The sequence below is a fragment of the Rhodococcus sp. WY5 genome (genome assembly GCF_018588185.1).
GTDB lineage: Bacteria > Actinomycetota > Actinomycetes > Mycobacteriales > Mycobacteriaceae > Rhodococcus_F > Rhodococcus_F qingshengii.
Genome location: NZ_JAAMPR010000001.1, coordinates 3,264,230 through 3,280,600, shown reverse-complemented (window position 1 = coordinate 3,280,600; position 16,371 = coordinate 3,264,230). Strand labels below are relative to the sequence as shown.

Below are 16,371 nucleotides of genomic sequence, written 5' to 3'. Positions count from 1 at the left end.
TCCGTACTGCTCCCGAAGGACAGGTGTGCATGAAAGACAGAACAGTCATGATCGGCGCTGTCGCAGTGGCCGCTCTTTCTCTGACATCAGGCCTCGTTTTCGGCGGAGCAGCCGGCGCATTCGGTGCCGGCGGCCCTGTGGTGAAGCCTCCCACTCTGGTCTCGTCGGTTTCCGTGGAGTCCGTCGCCGGGATCGAACCGGCCGCGTTCTACAGCTCGGTTGCAGTCCCCACGGTTGTCATCCCGCCGACGCCGACCTGGCGAATCGCCGACGAGACGACTACTCCTCGTAATCAGCCGCTTGTGGTGACCGCGACAAGCACGAGCTCCGCCACCTCGACTACGACGGCCACCAGTACGACAACACCCGTCTCATCCACCACAACTGCGTCGGCTACCGCGACCTCGTCACCGACCGCGACGGCCGCAACCACCAAGACCAGCACCACCCCCGTTGTCACGACCGGGTCCACGCCGCCCGTCGTCGAGGTCTCGCCCGTTCTCGCCGGATAACCCTCGCTCTTTCGCCCGCACACCGCCTGGCGTGACGGCGGTTACAGGCACACTTCAGTCGCCGCTCTCGAATAACCGATCTACCTGCGACTACCTTCCTCGTCGTCACTGTTCGTGGTCCGCTGCAATCCGGTCGACCGGAAAAGGACAGCAGCATTGTCGGAGCCTCGCGATACCGTATAGGTCTGAGCTTTTGCGGAAGGAGGTGGCTGATGAGCGCAATGGGCTTCGATCTCGATGTCAGTGTCGACCGGGCGTGGGCAGAATTTCAACGTCGCCTCGGCGATCACATTTCCATCATGGTCGACGGCGACGTTCTTGCCGTGGAATCGTCCACCGGCGACTTCGATCCAGCTGACGGCGCAGCGCCATGCGTTCAGTTCCTCGTGTGGGACGAGAACACAGTCCGCTGCGAGGTTCCTTCCAACGACTTCCTTCATCCGCGCTATCGACTCGAAGATGCCGACGAACAAAAGTTGATCGCACTCGGCTGGAATCCGCCTTCCGAGAATCTGGAGGATCCGAACAACTCCCCCGCCTTCTGCGTCGACAAGGCGCAGAACTGGGCCGATCAGCTCGCAGCGATGACTGTCGCTGCATTCCGTGATGTGTTCGGTGTGCAGCACCCGGCTTTTCTATCCAGCGATCTCACCGGCAACGAGCAGACTCCGGATTTCGATCCGTCGGTCGTCGAGTCGACAGAACTTCCGACCCTCGACCCCACCGCGGCCTACATGCCCAACGACATCGACCATCTCAAGGAGTTGGTCACTCTCGCTTTGCTTCCCATGCTCGGCACTCTTCCCGAGCGAGACAGCGACGGCGACATACCCATTCGTGTCGGTTCGACTGTCATGTTCGTCGGTCCACTTTCCGAGTCCATGGACGTGCAGTTGTTCTCGCCGCTCGTTCAGGACATCAGCAACCGCACCCGTGCAGCCGAGGTCATCGCCGATCTCAACCGCAAGTGGTCGCGCATCAAGTTCGTCTTGATCGACGACCGTCTGTCGGTGTTCCTCGAGGTGGCGGGTTCGCCATTCGTTCCCAAGCAACTCACCGATACGTGCGCCGCCCTGACGTCGTTCCTGCGTACCGTGGACGACGAGTTCGCCGCACGCGTCGGCGGAGACCTCTTCTTCGCGAACAAGAGCGGTGACTCCTCCTCGTTGCAGCCCGATCTGACGGCCGAGGACCTGCCTCCCGAACTCGAGACCCTGCTGCACCTCGATCTGGATGTGGCCGAGGATCTCGACGCGGTAGCCGATGTCTGCGGTCGTGATCGCGATCTGATTCTTCAGCTCCTCCACATCAGCAACGAATGGCAGATTCAGCTGCGTAGTCAGGCTGTGGACGCCCACAGTCGCGGGGACGCCGAAGAGGCGGCGGGCTACGAGGATCAGGTCGGCGGGTGGGAACTCATGGTCGACCGTCTGCGCGGGGCTTTGCGACTGGTGGTCCTGCCCAATTCTCGGACCGAGACGCCGGCAAAGCCGCAACCTGAGCAGATGGGCTTGTTTGCCGATCCCTTGCAACAGAGCCTCTTCGACGATCCGTCCTGATAACACGGATCGCCTTTCCCGCTATTCGAAGTGGGATTTGACGATCTGTCCGTGGACGCCCACGGTTCGATCGACTACCTGCGAGACCGTGAAATCGGCTGCGGCAGAAAGATAGGCGTAGGCCGTCGCTCGATCCATTCCGCGATCATGCTCGAGGAAGTCGAGTGCGTTGACCACCGCGCGCCGCATGGCGCCGTTGAGGTCACTGTTCTGCCCATCGACCGAACCGTTGGGGTCGGACAGGCCGATCGGAATCCAGGCCTCCTCGGTCTCGGCGAACGGGTATCCGAAAGCCACCGATGGAGCGTCACCGGAATCCTTCTTACACACGCTGAGTCGGAACGTGCCGCGCAGCGATCCTTCCATCGCGGTCAACGCTGCCTCACCGTCTCCCATCGCCATGTGGGGGTCACCGACGTAGAACAGGGCGCCTTCGGCAAAGACCGGCAAATAGAAGGTTGATCCGACACCGAGATGCCTGATGTCGATGTTTCCGCCGCCCAGCGTCGGAGGAATGGAGTTCGACGACGGGGATGTCGGGTCGGCATCCGAGGAATAGGCAACTCCCATCATTCCCATGAAGGGCCGCAGGGGAAACCGCACCTTCGACTGTCCGAAAGGCATCACGCCCTTGCCGTCTTCGATCGCCGTGAAAGTGGAAACACCGCCGTACTTCAACGGGTCCTTTGTTGCGCGCCCGTCTGTGGCGACCGGCGGCATGACTTCGTCCAGAGTGATTCCCGCTGGAGCGGTTCCGTCTGCTGTGACGGCGAGAGCGCCCTTGCCGTGTCTGCTCGACACAACGCCGTACGGCACGCGGGGAATGGCTTCGAGAGTCTCGATCTTGAGTACGTCTCCAGGCTGGGCGCCTTCGACGAAGACCGGGCCGGTGACGACGTGCGGTCCGTCCTTGTCGAAGTTTCGTTCGGTTCGGTTGTATTCGGCCGCAACGGCAATCGCATCCTCGAGCACGTCCTTCTCGGAAACGCCTTTGCTACCGAAGTATTCGAGAGGATTGCGCCCTTGATCCTCGAGAATTCCCTCGTGCGAGAGGGCGTCGATCGTGACGGTCTGGCCCGACTTCATCCGCATCACCTCGCGGGTGTGGATGTTGGGCACATAACCCCACATGACGTCCGACGGATCCGAACTCAGATAGTGATCGCCACTGACGTTTCCGCTGCCCGGTTGCAGAATCGGAATGCCATCGGCGAACGGTAGTGCAGAGGAGGACGATCCAGCCGGTGACGCGTTCGAGTGCGCGCATCCCGAAGCCACACCGGCAACTCCTACGCCCGCACCGAGGGCAGCGACTGCCCTCATGAATCCGCGTCGGCCAAGACCTTTCGTCAGGTCTTCGGCTGCGTTGCGGGCAAGAGTGTATTCCATCGAGATTCCTCCGGAGTGCGTGACGATGTGCGACTGCGAAGAAAGATAGACCCGATTTGTTACTCGTTCATTACCATCTCATGGCAAGGAAATACCGCTGACTGAGAATGAATTCAGCGACGGCGAAGCCGCCAGAGCGAGGTCGTCTCTCGTGCCCGGGCAGCGTGAAGCGCATCGGTTCGGTCACTGACCTTTGCGTGCGTCGGTTTGACGTCCATGCGATCGACAACAGTGAGCCCACCGGCCGCAATCAGATCGTGCAGTTCGGATCGCGTTCGGAGACCGAGGTGTTCGGCAATGTCCGAGAGGATCAGCCACGCTTCTCCCCCGTCGTCCAGATGCGCTGCGACACCAGTCAGGAAGCCCTTCAGCATCGCTCCAGCGGGGTCGTAGACGGCGTATTCGATGGGCGAGGTGGCCTTGGCCGGAATCCAGGGAGGATTGCAGACCACCAACGGAGCGGTGCCTTCGGGAAAGAGGTCTGCTTCCACCACGTTCACCTGATCGCCGTAGCCAAGCCGCGAGAGGTTGCTACGAGCGCATTGCAGTGCCCGGGGGTCCTGGTCGGTGGCCGTCACCGTCTGAACTCCACGCCGCGCCAGGACGGCAGCAAGAACGCCGGTGCCGGTGCCGATGTCGAAAGCCGATTCCGTCGACGGCAGTGGCGCAGACGCGACAAGATCGACATACTCCCCGCGGACGGGTGAGAACACTCCGAAGGCGGGATGCACTCGTGCGTCGAGAGCCTCGATGAAAACACCTTTGCGGTGCCACTCGTGAGCGCCGATCGCGCCGAGGATGTCACGCAACGAGCGAACCGAAGGCTCACCGGTAATCCCGAAAGCTTCGGTCAACGCGACTTGCGCGTCCGGGGGTCGCCGGAGTGGAATCGACAGATCTGCATCCAAGGGAATGAGCAGCATGCCGAGGATCTGCGCGCGGCGTCCTTGGGTCTGCCGGTGGAGATGGAAGGCTTTGGCGGGATCGTCGGAGGCTCGGCGCGCCTTGCGGTCGATGCGCGACGCGACGGCCTTCGACAGTTGGCGAGCGTTCTGAAAATCTCCGCGCCACAACAACGCCGTGCCTTCGCATGCCAAGCGATAGGCGTCGTCGGCCTTCATCGTGTCGTCGGCGACAACGATGCGCTTGGGCGCCGGGGCGTTGCTCGTCGAACCCCAACGGGCCGATTGCTCGACGTCGTTCTCGGTCCACACTGCGAATTGTTCAGTCATGTAAGCCCTTCCGGCGTCCGACGCATAGCGGCCGGTCTACCGGCTGATGTGGTCCAGATCTGCAAAATCTGCTCGTCTGGTGTCCACACTAGTCGGGACCGGCCGCGCTACATGACTGCGAGAGGGATGTCAGCCCTTGGCGACGCGAGCTGCCTCGGCGATCCGAGCCTCGGCGACCGCGTCAGCAGCCTCGCCGGCGAGGATTCCGTCCTTCTTCGACTTCGCGAAGATCTCGGTGACCGTGTCGAAGATCTTCTCGACCTTGAGCTTGACCTCTTCGGCCGAGTTGCCCTTCAGCTCGCCGGCGACCTGGATGAGGCCGCCGCCGTTCGCCACGTAGTCAGGGGTCCAGGTGATGCCGCGGTCGCGGAGGATGTTCTCGACCTCGGGGACGGTGAGCTGGTTGTTGGCAGCGCCGCAGACAACCTCGGCCTTGATCGAGCGTGCGGTCGTGTCTGTGAGGGTTGCGCCCATCGCGCAGGGTGCGTAGACGTCCAGATCGGCGTCGATGATGCTGTCGACGATGCTCACCTGCGGGAAGTCCGCCTTGACGCGATCGAGCGCTGCGGCGTTGACGTCGGTCGCCAACACGGTTGCGCCGTCTGCGAGGAGAAGCTTGATCAGCTCGTAGCCGACCTTGCCTGTGCCCTCGACACCAACAGTCTTGCCTGCGTGCGACGGAGTGCCCCAATGCGACTGTGCCGCGGCGCGCATCGACTGGAATACGCCGAGGGCCGTCATCGGAGCGCTGTCGCCGGAACCGCCGACCGTGGCGTTGCGGCCGACGACGAAGTCGGTGTTACGACCGATGATGTCGAGATCGTTGGAGTTGGTTCCGACGTCACCAGCGGTGATGTAGCGGCCGCCGAGAGTCTGGACGAATTTTGCGTAGGCGCCGAGCAATTCGTCGGTCTTGGCCGTTGCGGGGTCGCCGATGATGACGGCCTTGCCGCCGCCGAGATCCACGCCGGCAACCGCGGCCTTGTAGGTCATTCCGCGCGAGAGACGCAAAACGTCTGTGACTGCGGCGGATTCGTCGGAGTACGGGTAGAAGCGCGTTCCGCCGAGCGCGGGGCCGAGCGTCGTGGAGTGGATGGCGACGATGGCCTTGAGGCCGCTCGCGGGATCCTGGAAGAAGCTCACCTGCTCGTGGGGGTAATCGCGCAGGTAGTCGGCGCGATCGAACACGCCCGCAGTGTCGTCATGGGAAACAACGGAGTTCACGGGCTCGGCGGTGAGAGTCATTGTGGGATAGACCTTTCCGAAGAATTACGGGGTGCAGTCGAAATATTGGGGCGAAGTGTTCATTGGGTACTATTGGGACAAATAACCCAAAGAGAATCCCGCTGAGCAATTCGTGGAACCAATGCTCTGCCTGAGTTACGATTTGGTCAATGCAAATCTCTTGAACTAGTCAATTCGATCATCCAGTGACTCAAATCACTGAGGAGAGGTTCACAAAGTGCTCAGCATCGACAAGCTCGACGTCCAGTTGCTCGGACTGCTCAGCAAGGACTCGAGGATGAGTGTGGCCGAGTTGGCCAACTCGTTGGGCGTCGCCCGCAACACCGTCCAGTCGCGAATGAAGCGCATGGAATCCAACGGACTTCTCACCGGGTTTCGGCCGAATCTCAATCTCCCCGAGGTCGGTATCCCGATTCAGGCATTTGTCGGTCTGGAACTCGAGCAGGGCAAGATCAGCGCAGTCGCGCGGAGTCTGACCGAGTTGCCCGAGGTGATCGAAATTCACGCCACGACCGGTCGCGAGGATTTGCTCGTTCGCGTCGCCACCTCGACGCACGCGGCCCTGCAGAAGTTGGCCGAGCAGATCGTGTCACTTCCAGGCGTCACGCATTCGACCACGACCATCGCTCTGACCAATCCCCTTCCGTATCGAATTCAGCCTCTCCTCGAGCACCTCACCAATGACGCCGGCTGGGGTCGTTCGACCGCCTTCCCCCGTCAGCAGGACTAGGACGGGTGGTCGCGTCGATGCTTCCCAGTGCGCTAGTTTCATGGTTATGAGTGAGATCCAGGGACAGCGCATCGCGTTCATTCAGGCGACGTGGCATCGCAACATCGTCGACCGTGCACGCGACGGATTCACCGACGCGATCGTCGAGCTCGGCTACCCCAAGGACACGGTTGATTTCTTCGAGGTACCGGGAGCTTTCGAGATCCCGCTGCATGCTCGGCGGTTGGCCAAGACCGGCCGCTACCAGGCCATCGTTGCCGCAGGTCTGGTCGTCGACGGCGGTATCTACCGGCATGACTTCGTGGCGACGGCTGTCATCGACGGTCTGATGCGCGTGCAGCTCGACACCGACGTTCCGGTTTTCTCGGTGGTCTTGACGCCGCATCACTTCCACGAGCATGCCGAGCACGTCGAGTACTTCAGCACGCATTTCGTGAAGAAGGGCGCCGAGGCTGCTCGCGCGGTCGACGCCACCGTCAAGTCGTTGAAGGCCCTGCCCACCAGCTAGTCGTTACCCAAGTCTCGCTGAGTCGAATGCCATCGACTCAGCGAGATTTTTTGTGTCTATCGAGGGGTGACGACGCTCGCCAGTGCAGAGGCATTCGAGTCGTCGACTTCGCCATAGCGGTCGACGCATTGCTGGAAGAAGTCCCGCATCTCGGTGATCACCTGGATGTGGCTGCTCAACGACTTCTCCAACGAATCCTCACCGCCTACCGCCTTCTTGGAGAATTTCGCGGCGAGGTTGATTCCAGACTGGAGTGTCCCCATACCTGAGACATTCTCAATCCCCAACAGATTCCTATGCGCCTCGTTTAGTACGCCGAGAAACTCAGCACACGCCAACACGACATCCCGCGCAACGTCTGGAGCAAGGTCCAACTGAGAACCCGCCGTCACATTGCTCCAACCTGATCTAGTCACAGAGACCTCACTTTGGTAGGACATGTTCAATATCGACCGATACTCGCTGCGCTACAACACAACTGGGCTCTTCCTGAGCTTCGGACAGCATTCTTTCGATATTGACCCAGATTGAGCCTTGCTCGACTGGGAACGCAATATAACAACCATTACCGTCCACATCGTCAACGCGTTGGAATTGGATACCGTGCCGTGAACCGGCGCGCAGTTCCTCGACACCTCGGTAGTCAGCATTCCGTCGCACATCGTCGACGGCGCGCGCTGTTGAATACACGGTTAAGAAGTACCAGGACCCGCTCCACCCACAGATCTTCCATCCTGGCTGCTCAACGCCCGCGATATCAACTTCCTCGGTAGCCGGATCAAGCCCCACTTCTTCCAGAACCGAGTCCGGGATGTCCTTGCACGGATCGAACAAACCCTCTTGGCCGGATGCAGGCTCAGCCGCCCCCTCCACGACTGAGCTGCATCCTGCCGCAGCCCACACCAACACCCCAGCCATGAGCAGTCGCCCAACCCCCACCGACCCCCGCATGACACCCCCTGTTGATGTGGACCCACTGTATTGGATGCACCGGAGGCTCGATCGGTTCCCGCAATCTTGAAATTCCCAGTTCAGGTTCGCCGGTTCACTCAGAGCGCATCTTCAGCGATTGACGCTCAGCTCAGCAGTCGCATACTGGAGAGGTTGACTACGACTTCGGGAAGGCACCGAGTGAGCGCACCGAAAGCCCCGGCCAAACCAGCGATCCTCAGCGTCGACGACGATCCTGGTGTTTCGCGTGCCGTCGTTCGAGACCTCCGCAAGCGGTACGGCGAGAAGTACCGAATCATTCGCGCGGAGTCCGGCGACCAGGCTCTCGAAACCTTGCGTGAAATGAAACTTCGCGGCGATGCAGTCGCTGTGATCGTCGCCGATTACCGCATGCCTGGTTTGAGTGGAATCGAGTTCCTCGAACAGGCAATGGACCTGTATCCCGTAGCTCGGCGCGTTCTACTGACCGCGTACGCCGATACTGATGCTGCGATCGACGCCATCAACGTCGTTGACCTCGACCACTACCTCCTCAAGCCTTGGGATCCCCCGGAAGAGAAGCTGTACCCCGTCATCGATGCGCTGCTCGATGCCTGGGCAAGCTCGAGTCATCACCCCGCCGAGGAAACAAAGGTGATCGGCCATCGTTGGTCCGAGCGATCCTCCGACGTTCGAGAGTTCTTGGCACGCAACCAACTTGCCTATCGCTGGTACATGTCGGACGAGCCGGAAGGCCAACGACTGCTCTCGGCTGCCGGTACCGACGAACTGCGGCTTCCCGTCGTCATCGCACCCAATGGAGATGTACTCGTCGAGCCCACCGACGCCGAACTCGCCGACAAGCTCGGGTTGAGTACTACTCTCTCCGAAGACTTTTACGATCTCGTTGTCATCGGCGGCGGCCCTGCGGGTCTGGGAGCTGCCCTGTACGGCGCTTCGGAGGGACTTCGGACGGTCCTCATCGAACGGCGAGCGACCGGCGGTCAGGCCGGCCAGAGTTCACGAATCGAGAACTACCTCGGCTTCCCCGACGGAGTTTCCGGCGCACAGTTGGCCGATCGCGCAAGACGCCAGGCAACCAAGTTCGGCGCCGAGGTCATCACCGCGCGAGACGTCACCGGTTTGGAAATCAACGGCTCGGCCCGCACCGTGCGTTTCGACGACGGTTCGTCGGTCGACGCCCATTCGGTCATCTTGGCGACAGGTGTTTCCTATCGCCAACTGTCGGCGCCGGGGCTCGATACATACACCGGCCGAGGGGTCTACTACGGGTCAGCCGTCACCGAAGCCGCTCGGTGCAGCGAACAAGATGTGTACATAGTCGGCGGCGCCAATTCGGCAGGCCAAGCTGCGGTCTATCTCTCCCGCGGAGCTAGGTCCGTCACCATTCTCATTCGCGGCAACTCGCTCGAAGCCTCGATGTCCTACTACCTGATTCAGCAGATCGAAAAGAATCCGAAGATCACCGTGCGCACGTGCACGGAGGTAGTCGGCGCTGAGGGTGACGATCACCTCGAACGAATCACACTGCGTAACAGAGCCACCGAAGAAGAAGACACCGTCGATGCTCAGTGGTTGTTCATCTTCATCGGAGCCGCTCCCCTCACCGACTGGCTCGGCGACGTGGTGGTCCGCGATGGGAATGGCTTCGTTCTTGCCGGCCCGGACCTTCCGTCCGAAGGCGTCACCCCGGACGGGTGGCCGCTCGACCGCGCACCACATCATCTCGAAACCAGTGTCCCCGGAGTGTTTGTCGCCGGGGACGTACACGCCGAATCGGCCAAGCGCGTCGCGTCGGCCGTCGGAGAGGGCGCGATGGCCGTGATGTTCGTCCACCGCTATCTCGCTCAACAATAGGGAGATTCGATGTCCATTCCTGAATGCAGCCCAGACTTGCTTCGCACCCTGTTCCTGTTCGAGAAGCTCACCGACGATCAGCTCGAATCACTCTGCCAGGCAGGCCATATCACCGAGATCGATCGAGGTCAGGTCTACCTCGAAGGTGAGCCTGCCACCTGCTTCTACGTCCTCATCGAGGGCGAGGTGGTGCTGTCCAAGCTGTCGGGCGGCGAAGACATCGAGATCAACAGGACCACCCAGCGCGGCGTCTACTCGGGAGGCTGGACGGCGTATCTCGGCGATCGTGTACCGCAGGTCTACGCGGGGTCGATGCGAGTGACGACTCCTTCGACGTTTTTCGTCCTGGACGCCGACAAGTTCGGCAACGCGATGCGCGAGTGGTTTCCAATGGCGGTTCATCTACTCGAAGGTGTTTTCTTCGGCAAGAAGAACACTCAGCAAATCATCGATCAGCGAGAGCGACTCCTTGCACTCGGATCACTGTCGGCCGGGTTGACTCACGAGCTCAATAACCCTGCAGCCGCAGCGGTTCGAGCGACCGCGTCTTTGCGCGAGCGTGTCGCAGGCATGCGCCACAAACTGGGGATGGTTGCATCGGGCACCTACGACCGCGATGCCCTCGTCACTCTCATGCGACTTCAAGAGGAAGTTGCAGAGGTTGTCGCCAAGGCGCCGACGCTCACTCCCCTCGAAGCCTCGGATCGAGAGGATTCGTTGGGTGAATGGTTCGAGGATCATTCGATTCGAGAGGGTTGGGATCTGGCTCCGACCTTCGTGCAGGCTGGTCTCGACACCGCTTGGCTCGAGAATGTTGCTGCAGCCGTTGACGAGTCCGTACTCGAAGGCGCAATTCGCTGGCTGAATTACACCATCGAATCCGAACTCCTGATGAACGAGATCGCCGACTCCACAACGAGGATTTCGACTCTCGTCGGTGCAGCCAAACAGTATTCTCAGATGGACCGCGCACCCTTCCAGACCATCGATGTCCACGAATTGCTCGACAGCACGTTGATCATGTTGGGGCAAAAGATCGGAAGCGGAATCGAAGTCGTCAAGGAGTACGACCTTGCGTTGCCTCCGATCGACGCCTACGCCGCCGAACTCAATCAGGTGTGGACCAACCTGATCGACAATGCGGTGTCTGCCATGGACGGATCGGGAACACTCGCCGTTCGGACAAGCCGCGATGGCGACCGCGTGTGCATCGAGATCTGCGACACCGGCGCCGGGATTCCCGATGACGTCATCGACAGGATCTTCGAACCCTTCTTCACGACTAAGCCTGTCGGTGAGGGAACCGGTCTCGGCCTTGATATTTCATGGCGAATTGTGGTCGGCAAGCATCGTGGTGAGCTGCGGGTCACGTCGGAGCCCGGTAACACCCGGTTCAGAGTTTTGTTGCCAATCGCGGGCCCACCGCGGGATACGCGCGACGACTAGTCGCCCTTGCACGGCCGGTAGGCAAAGCGCACGATGAAATGACCGACTTCAGTCAGCGAGAGGGTGGACCATGACCGACGGACTTCCAGCGGGGATCGATCCGAGCGTGCCGCCTAGTGGCGTGGGATGCGTTGAATGCGATGCGAGCGGCGGTTGGTGGGTCCACCTGCGTCGATGCGCGCAATGCGGTCACGTGGGGTGTTGCGACTCCTCACCGTCACAGCACGCGAGCAAGCATGCGGCCTCGACAAAGCATCCGTTCATGCAGAGCTACGAACCCGGTGAGGATTGGTTCTGGAGCTTCGAAACCAACGAGGCATACGATGGACCAGAATTGGCCGCGCCCACTTCACATCCCGTAGATCAGCCGACGCCGGGACCTAAGGGTCGTGTCCCAGCCGATTGGCAGCAACACATCCACTGACTCAGTTCGGTTGGTCGATCGACCTCAAAGTCGAGACGTTCGACGACTCCTGATCCAATGCGTTGTCGATGCAGGCTTGAAACTGAGCCTGCATCGCCTCCACGACCGCGATATGACTCGCCAACACATCGACGAGCGCATCGTGGCCACCGACGGCCTTCTCCTCGAACTTCGTCTGAAGCGCTCGACCTGATGCGAGCGTCCCTAAACCACCAACCCAACTCAGTTTCGCAGCAGCAACAGACAAATGCTCCAACGTCATTTGGTATTCGCCGCATGCCGTAACTAGCAATCGCGCCGTGTCCGGATCCAGCGAGAACGAAACCTCGGCCCCGGAGTCCTCATTTGAACTCATGCGTAGCACCACCTTCATCAAGCGAGCGATTCATCTGGGGAGCTCCGGGAAGAGTTTGTCGGTAATCGTCGACGCGAGGCCACACGGGTCGATCGGCGTCTCACCGAAATCTGGGGCGATCCGAACGATCAGCACCCCCTGATTGGTCGTCCAAGCTACTGAGCAAATCTGTCCGGTCGCATCGTCACGCTGCCCGAACTTGATAGCAGGGCCGCCATGAACATTCGCAGCCCTTACATCGGCATTGTTGGTGTTCGCTTCGACTTCGTCGAGAGTGTGGTCTGTTGACCAGACGCTCAGCGAAATTCCCGTCCCATCCCATGAGCAGATTTCAAATCGTGGAATCTGAACTCCAAGAATCCCGCGTTCCTCAGTCGCCGGATCAACGCCGACATACCGCAAGGCGCTGTCGCTAATGCCGCTACAAGGGTCAAATAGCCCAACAGCCTCGTCGGCTCGTACTGCGTGCCCCTCGACCGTCGAGGAACAACCCCCAACCAACAGCGCGGCCGCGACCAAGACCACTGCACCCCTCACTCCCACAGCACTCCCCTCATTCGCGGCCCGCTCACAGTATTGGACGCTCCCCAGGACCGATCGGTTCCACCCCATTGCATTCCGTTGCAACCCTTCACCCACGCCAACAATCGGCCTAACGTCGATCTACCAGGGGATTCACAACGAAGTGAGGTGCGGATCAATGAAGGCAGCACGGTTCCACGGGCAGAAAGACATCCGGATCGAAGAGATCCCTGAGCCCGAATTGCGGCCAGGAACAGTCAAGCTGAAGGTCGCATGGTGCGGAATCTGCGGCACCGATCTCCACGAGTACCTCGAGGGACCGATCTTCATCTCCGCACCCGGACACCCGCATCCACTCTCACACGAGAATGCGCCGGTCACGATGGGCCACGAGTTCTCCGGCACCGTCGAAGAGGTCGGCGAAGGTGTCACGGACGTCGAGGTCGGTGAAAATGTTGTCGTCGAGCCGTACTTCGTCTGCAACGAGTGCGCCCCGTGCAAGGCGGGCAACTACCACCTGTGTACGAAGATGGGGTTCATCGGCTTGGCTGGCGGAGGTGGCGGGCTCAGCGAGAAGGTAGTCGTCGACCGTCGCTGGATCCACAAGATCGGCAACATCCCGCTCGACGAGGCAGCTCTCATCGAACCGTTGAGCGTCGCCCATCACGCAGTCGTACGCAGTGGAGCCGAAAGCGGCAACGTCGCCATCGTGGGCGGAGCCGGACCAATCGGACTCCTCGTTGCGGCAGTCCTCAAGGGTCTGGGTGTCACGACGATCGTCACTGAACTCAGCGAAGCCCGCAAGGCCAAGGCCCTCTCCAGTGGCGTGGCCGACTACGTCATCGATCCCACCACCGAAGACGTCAAAGCGCGCGTCCTCGAACTCAGCGGAGGCATCGGCGCAGACATCGGCTTCGAATGCGCAGGCGTCAACGCGGTCCTCGACACCATGCTCGACACGGTCAGGCCTGCTGGAGTTGTTGTCAACGTGTCGATTTGGGGCAAACCCGCGACCATCGACATGCAGAAGCTGGTCCTCAAGGAAATCGACCTACGCGGAACCATCGCGTACGTACGCGACCATGAAGCGGTCATCAAGATGGTCCAGGACGGTGTCGTCGATCTGGCGCCATTCATCACCGGTCGTATTCAGCTCGAAGAATTGATCTCCGAAGGATTCACCACTCTGATCGAGCACAACGACACTGCAGTCAAGATTCTCGTCAGGTCGTGACCGGACGGGGCACCTCCGGGCCCACCGCAGTCAGCGACCCAGGTGCCCGCCCCTTGCCCCATCCGATCTTCTCTCGGTAGCGGCCGATGTGATCGTCCTCGATCACATCGGCCGTTTCCAACGGTGTGGATTGCGGATGCACATACAGCGCATCCGTCGGGCAATAGGCCTCACACATAAAGCAGGTCTGGCAATCCGATTGGCGCGCAATCACCGGGACGCCCGAGGGCGTCCGGTCGAAAACATCTGTGGGACAGACGTCTACGCACTTGTCGCAGCCGATGCAGTCAGGCGCAGAAACCAGCTCGATCATGACGCCACCAGTGCAGACCCGGCAGATTCAGAAGTTCGGGTCCACACCGCATCCAAACCGCCGGTAAGAACGTGATGGTGCTGCGTCACATCGAGTTCAGGATAATCGTCCCGCTTGCTCATTCCCCGAGTCTCGGTCCGCGCCAGCGTCGAGTGATACATCCAGCGACCGACGGCCGTGATTGCGGCAGCCTGCCGCGCCGCCATCCGACCTGCTGGGTCCGCGCCCAGATCCGCACTCACTGCACCCCAGAGCGATTCGAGCTCACCAAGCGCTGCCGATACTCGATCACCGCTGCGGAGGTAGTTCTTGTCGAAGGGAATCAGCTGCGCCTGAGCAGCTTTCACCACATCGTCGGCAGTAAACCCGGTACGTACCGGATTACGCAATCCGACGGTTCCGGCTCCGCGTAGACCACTGGTAGCCCCGCGTCCGACCGACAGCGCATAGCGCGCAGCACCGGTTCCCGCCCATGAACCAGAAGACATCGCCCAAGCTGCGTTGTGACTTCCCCCGCCGGTAAACCCTCCGCAGATTCGCTCTCGGGTTGCAGCGTCCCCGGCGGCAAACAGTCCTGGAACGGATGACGCGCAATCGTCGTCGACGACGTTGATTCCCCCAGTGCCGCGCACCGTGCCTTCAGCGAGCATGCCGACCTCGAATTTGTCGGTGAAGGGATCGATTCCGCGGCGATCGAATTGCAGGAAGAAGTTGGGCTGTCCCAGCCTCATTCGACGCTGCACCTCGGCGTCGGCCCGATCGATCTGCGCGAAAACGGGCTCGTTACGCAACGTGCTGGCGATGACGGACCTCCCCTTCGCCGAACCGGCCCCTTCGAGCACTCTTCCGTCTGCATGGAAGAACGTCGCGTACGCGTAGTAAGCCGTCTTGGTGATCGTCGATCCGGCCGCTGCGATTCCGTACGCGTTCGAGAACTCCATCCCGGAGAACTCGGCTCCGACTTCCGCTGCCATCAATGCACCGTCACCGGTATCGACGTTGGTACCCAACGCACCGGACAGAAACGCACAACCTCCGCTGGCGACCACTACCGCGCCTGCCGAGACTCGGTAGTCCTGGTGTTCGTGGCGTTGGTAGCCCGCAGCTCCGCGAACTCGTCCTTCGCCGTCCACCAACAGCTCCAGCGCCGGCGAATGATCGAGGATCCGCACACCGGCTCGACGAATCCAGGTGCGCATCCGTCGCATGTACTCAGGCCCCTGCAAGCCGGTGCGTATCTGCTTGCCCGTGCTGGTGTCGACGGGGAAGGGATATCTGCCCTCCACCGCGAGGAGATCCATGTTGGAGTAGGTCTGCGCGAGGACGCGGTCCATCCAGTGGTGGTCGGCAAGATATCCGCCGAGCGCCTCGCGTCCGGCCTTTGCCCGCTCACGTGCAGTCGTATCCGGTTCGACGTACCAAACACCCGTTCCGGAGGGGGCCGTTGCGCCGCTCGTTCCGCAGTAGCCCTTGTCGACCAGGACGACATCTGCACCGGCCTTGGCCGCGCGCAACGCTGCCCATGCGCCGGCGGGGCCACCACCGATCACCAATACATCGGTGGAGAGTTCGAGGACGTCCGTCACTGGCCAGCTCCTGTCAGAGGTCTACGCAACACTTCTGTTGCCGTAATATTCCTCGGACGAACTACCCAGCGCCACAGTCAGAATCACTGTGAACTCAACCGGTCGCTACGACGCTTCCCGCTCCTCGTCGGTGCACAACGCGGAGTACTTGGCGAAGGCTTCCTGCAAGGTCAGCGATTTGCGTCGCTCGGCGATGTCGCGGGGCTTTCCCTGTGCAACACATCGACGAGCATGCTCGATCACAGCTTCACGAATGACGCTGGAAATGTCCGCGCCCGTGAGCTCTTGGAGGGTCTCTAGGGCCCTCAGTTCCTCTACGTCGAATCTCACCGTTACCGATCGTCTAGCCACGCTCAGGATGTTACTTGCGGGTACACCAAATTTGGTGAGTTACATATGCGTCGAGTCGAATATCTTTGGGCGCCAAAACCTTCGAATTCCGATCTACGTGGGTAAATAGTTTTCCACTCACGGCACTCATGTAATGCAACGCACACGGCGCTAGCCA

At 60.8% G+C, this 16,371-nt stretch carries 18 protein-coding genes; 8 read left to right on the top strand and 10 right to left on the bottom strand.

The features are described from left to right. The first annotated feature begins 29 nt into the window (after window positions 1-29). Complete coding sequence (locus G4D79_RS15370; RefSeq protein WP_099698313.1) at window positions 30-512, top strand: hypothetical protein; 483 nt, start codon at window positions 30-32, stop codon at window positions 510-512. A gap of 212 nt (window positions 513-724) precedes the next feature. Continuing rightward, complete coding sequence (locus G4D79_RS15365; protein WP_047270244.1) at window positions 725-2,071, top strand: hypothetical protein; 1,347 nt, start codon at window positions 725-727, stop codon at window positions 2,069-2,071. Between the two features lie 21 nt (window positions 2,072-2,092). Here the strand turns inward: G4D79_RS15365 and G4D79_RS15360 are convergent, their stop codons facing one another. From G4D79_RS15360 to G4D79_RS15350, 3 genes are all read right to left on the bottom strand, one after another. Then, window positions 2,093-3,460, bottom strand: coding sequence for an acetamidase/formamidase family protein (locus tag G4D79_RS15360; protein WP_065351158.1), 1,368 nt, complete (start codon window positions 3,458-3,460; stop codon window positions 2,093-2,095). Between the two features lie 113 nt (window positions 3,461-3,573). After that, a complete protein-coding gene (locus tag G4D79_RS15355) occupies window positions 3,574-4,692 on the bottom strand; it encodes a class I SAM-dependent methyltransferase (protein ID WP_099698314.1) in 1,119 nt (372 codons plus the stop codon). 129 nt (window positions 4,693-4,821) lie between these two features. Continuing rightward, window positions 4,822-5,937 carry a Glu/Leu/Phe/Val dehydrogenase gene (locus G4D79_RS15350; protein WP_099698315.1) on the bottom strand — a complete coding sequence of 372 codons (1,116 nt, stop codon included), beginning with the start codon at window positions 5,935-5,937 and terminating at the stop codon, window positions 4,822-4,824. A gap of 217 nt (window positions 5,938-6,154) precedes the next feature. Here G4D79_RS15350 and G4D79_RS15345 point away from each other — a divergent pair, with 217 nt between their 5' ends. Both G4D79_RS15345 and G4D79_RS15340 read left to right on the top strand, forming a co-directional pair. Beyond that, window positions 6,155-6,667, top strand: a complete 513-nt coding sequence (locus G4D79_RS15345) for an Lrp/AsnC family transcriptional regulator (RefSeq protein ID WP_003941343.1) — start codon at window positions 6,155-6,157, stop codon at window positions 6,665-6,667. Window positions 6,668-6,713: 46 nt separating this feature from the next. Then, window positions 6,714-7,175 (top strand): 6,7-dimethyl-8-ribityllumazine synthase, encoded by a 462-nt coding sequence (locus G4D79_RS15340; protein WP_070797143.1) that lies wholly within the window; start codon window positions 6,714-6,716, stop codon window positions 7,173-7,175. A 56-nt stretch (window positions 7,176-7,231) separates the two neighbouring features. Here G4D79_RS15340 and G4D79_RS15335 read toward each other — a convergent pair whose 3' ends face one another. Continuing rightward, complete coding sequence (locus G4D79_RS15335; protein WP_235867909.1) at window positions 7,232-7,438, bottom strand: hypothetical protein; 207 nt, start codon at window positions 7,436-7,438, stop codon at window positions 7,232-7,234. Between the two features lie 160 nt (window positions 7,439-7,598). After that, a complete protein-coding gene (locus tag G4D79_RS15330) occupies window positions 7,599-8,093 on the bottom strand; it encodes a DUF3558 domain-containing protein (protein WP_074447128.1) in 495 nt (164 codons plus the stop codon). A 213-nt stretch (window positions 8,094-8,306) separates the two neighbouring features. Between G4D79_RS15330 and G4D79_RS15325 the strand changes: the two genes are divergently transcribed. The 3 genes from G4D79_RS15325 to G4D79_RS15315 all read left to right on the top strand — a co-directional run bounded on the left by G4D79_RS15325 (window position 8,307) and on the right by G4D79_RS15315 (window position 11,853). Next, window positions 8,307-9,983 (top strand): FAD-dependent oxidoreductase, encoded by a 1,677-nt coding sequence (locus tag G4D79_RS15325; RefSeq protein WP_099698370.1) that lies wholly within the window; start codon window positions 8,307-8,309, stop codon window positions 9,981-9,983. Between the two features lie 9 nt (window positions 9,984-9,992). Beyond that, entirely contained in the window at window positions 9,993-11,429 is a 1,437-nt protein-coding gene (locus G4D79_RS15320; RefSeq protein ID WP_099698369.1) for an ATP-binding protein, read from the top strand. A gap of 70 nt (window positions 11,430-11,499) precedes the next feature. Beyond that, window positions 11,500-11,853, top strand: coding sequence for a UBP-type zinc finger domain-containing protein (locus G4D79_RS15315; protein ID WP_099698368.1), 354 nt, complete (start codon window positions 11,500-11,502; stop codon window positions 11,851-11,853). A gap of 1 nt (window position 11,854) precedes the next feature. Here the strand turns inward: G4D79_RS15315 and G4D79_RS34535 are convergent, their stop codons facing one another. Together G4D79_RS34535 and G4D79_RS15305 are read right to left on the bottom strand one after the other, a co-directional pair. Further along, on the bottom strand, window positions 11,855-12,208 hold the full coding sequence (locus tag G4D79_RS34535; protein WP_235867922.1) for a hypothetical protein: 354 nt from the start codon (window positions 12,206-12,208) through the stop codon (window positions 11,855-11,857). 30 nt (window positions 12,209-12,238) lie between these two features. Next, a complete protein-coding gene (locus G4D79_RS15305; RefSeq protein ID WP_180279644.1) occupies window positions 12,239-12,727 on the bottom strand; it encodes a DUF3558 domain-containing protein in 489 nt (162 codons plus the stop codon). Between the two features lie 181 nt (window positions 12,728-12,908). Between G4D79_RS15305 and G4D79_RS15300 the strand changes: the two genes are divergently transcribed. After that, the gene (locus G4D79_RS15300) at window positions 12,909-13,964 is read left to right on the top strand and encodes a 2,3-butanediol dehydrogenase (protein ID WP_003941279.1); all 1,056 of its coding nucleotides are present in this window, start codon (window positions 12,909-12,911) and stop codon (window positions 13,962-13,964) included. Here the strand turns inward: G4D79_RS15300 and G4D79_RS15295 are convergent. The 3 genes from G4D79_RS15295 to G4D79_RS15285 form a co-directional block, all read right to left on the bottom strand. Then, a complete protein-coding gene (locus tag G4D79_RS15295; protein ID WP_007726052.1) occupies window positions 13,954-14,277 on the bottom strand; it encodes a ferredoxin family protein in 324 nt (107 codons plus the stop codon). The two genes, G4D79_RS15300 and G4D79_RS15295, sit on opposite strands and share 11 nt — an antisense overlap. Next, the gene (locus G4D79_RS15290; protein ID WP_099698366.1) at window positions 14,274-15,863 is read right to left on the bottom strand and encodes an FAD-dependent oxidoreductase; all 1,590 of its coding nucleotides are present in this window, start codon (window positions 15,861-15,863) and stop codon (window positions 14,274-14,276) included. The genes G4D79_RS15295 and G4D79_RS15290 overlap by 4 nt, the downstream gene beginning before the upstream one ends. Window positions 15,864-15,968: 105 nt before the next feature. Then, the gene (locus G4D79_RS15285) at window positions 15,969-16,214 is read right to left on the bottom strand and encodes a hypothetical protein (protein WP_020908376.1); all 246 of its coding nucleotides are present in this window, start codon (window positions 16,212-16,214) and stop codon (window positions 15,969-15,971) included. Window positions 16,215-16,371: the final 157 nt, after the last annotated feature.

Coding starts and splice junctions, on each gene's coding strand:
- G4D79_RS15340 (WP_070797143.1), top strand. CDS start 6,714: ATGAGTGAGATCCAGGGACAGCGCATCGCGTTCATTCAGGCGACGTGG.
- G4D79_RS15295 (WP_007726052.1), bottom strand. CDS start 14,277: ATGATCGAGCTGGTTTCTGCGCCTGACTGCATCGGCTGCGACAAGTGC.
- G4D79_RS15315 (WP_099698368.1), top strand. CDS start 11,500: ATGACCGACGGACTTCCAGCGGGGATCGATCCGAGCGTGCCGCCTAGT.
- G4D79_RS15370 (WP_099698313.1), top strand. CDS start 30: ATGAAAGACAGAACAGTCATGATCGGCGCTGTCGCAGTGGCCGCTCTT.
- G4D79_RS15335 (WP_235867909.1), bottom strand. CDS start 7,438: ATGGGGACACTCCAGTCTGGAATCAACCTCGCCGCGAAATTCTCCAAG.
- G4D79_RS15365 (WP_047270244.1), top strand. CDS start 725: ATGAGCGCAATGGGCTTCGATCTCGATGTCAGTGTCGACCGGGCGTGG.
- G4D79_RS15330 (WP_074447128.1), bottom strand. CDS start 8,093: ATGGCTGGGGTGTTGGTGTGGGCTGCGGCAGGATGCAGCTCAGTCGTG.
- G4D79_RS15355 (WP_099698314.1), bottom strand. CDS start 4,692: ATGACTGAACAATTCGCAGTGTGGACCGAGAACGACGTCGAGCAATCG.
- G4D79_RS15320 (WP_099698369.1), top strand. CDS start 9,993: ATGTCCATTCCTGAATGCAGCCCAGACTTGCTTCGCACCCTGTTCCTG.
- G4D79_RS15360 (WP_065351158.1), bottom strand. CDS start 3,460: ATGGAATACACTCTTGCCCGCAACGCAGCCGAAGACCTGACGAAAGGT.
- G4D79_RS15300 (WP_003941279.1), top strand. CDS start 12,909: ATGAAGGCAGCACGGTTCCACGGGCAGAAAGACATCCGGATCGAAGAG.
- G4D79_RS34535 (WP_235867922.1), bottom strand. CDS start 12,208: ATGAGTTCAAATGAGGACTCCGGGGCCGAGGTTTCGTTCTCGCTGGAT.
- G4D79_RS15350 (WP_099698315.1), bottom strand. CDS start 5,937: ATGACTCTCACCGCCGAGCCCGTGAACTCCGTTGTTTCCCATGACGAC.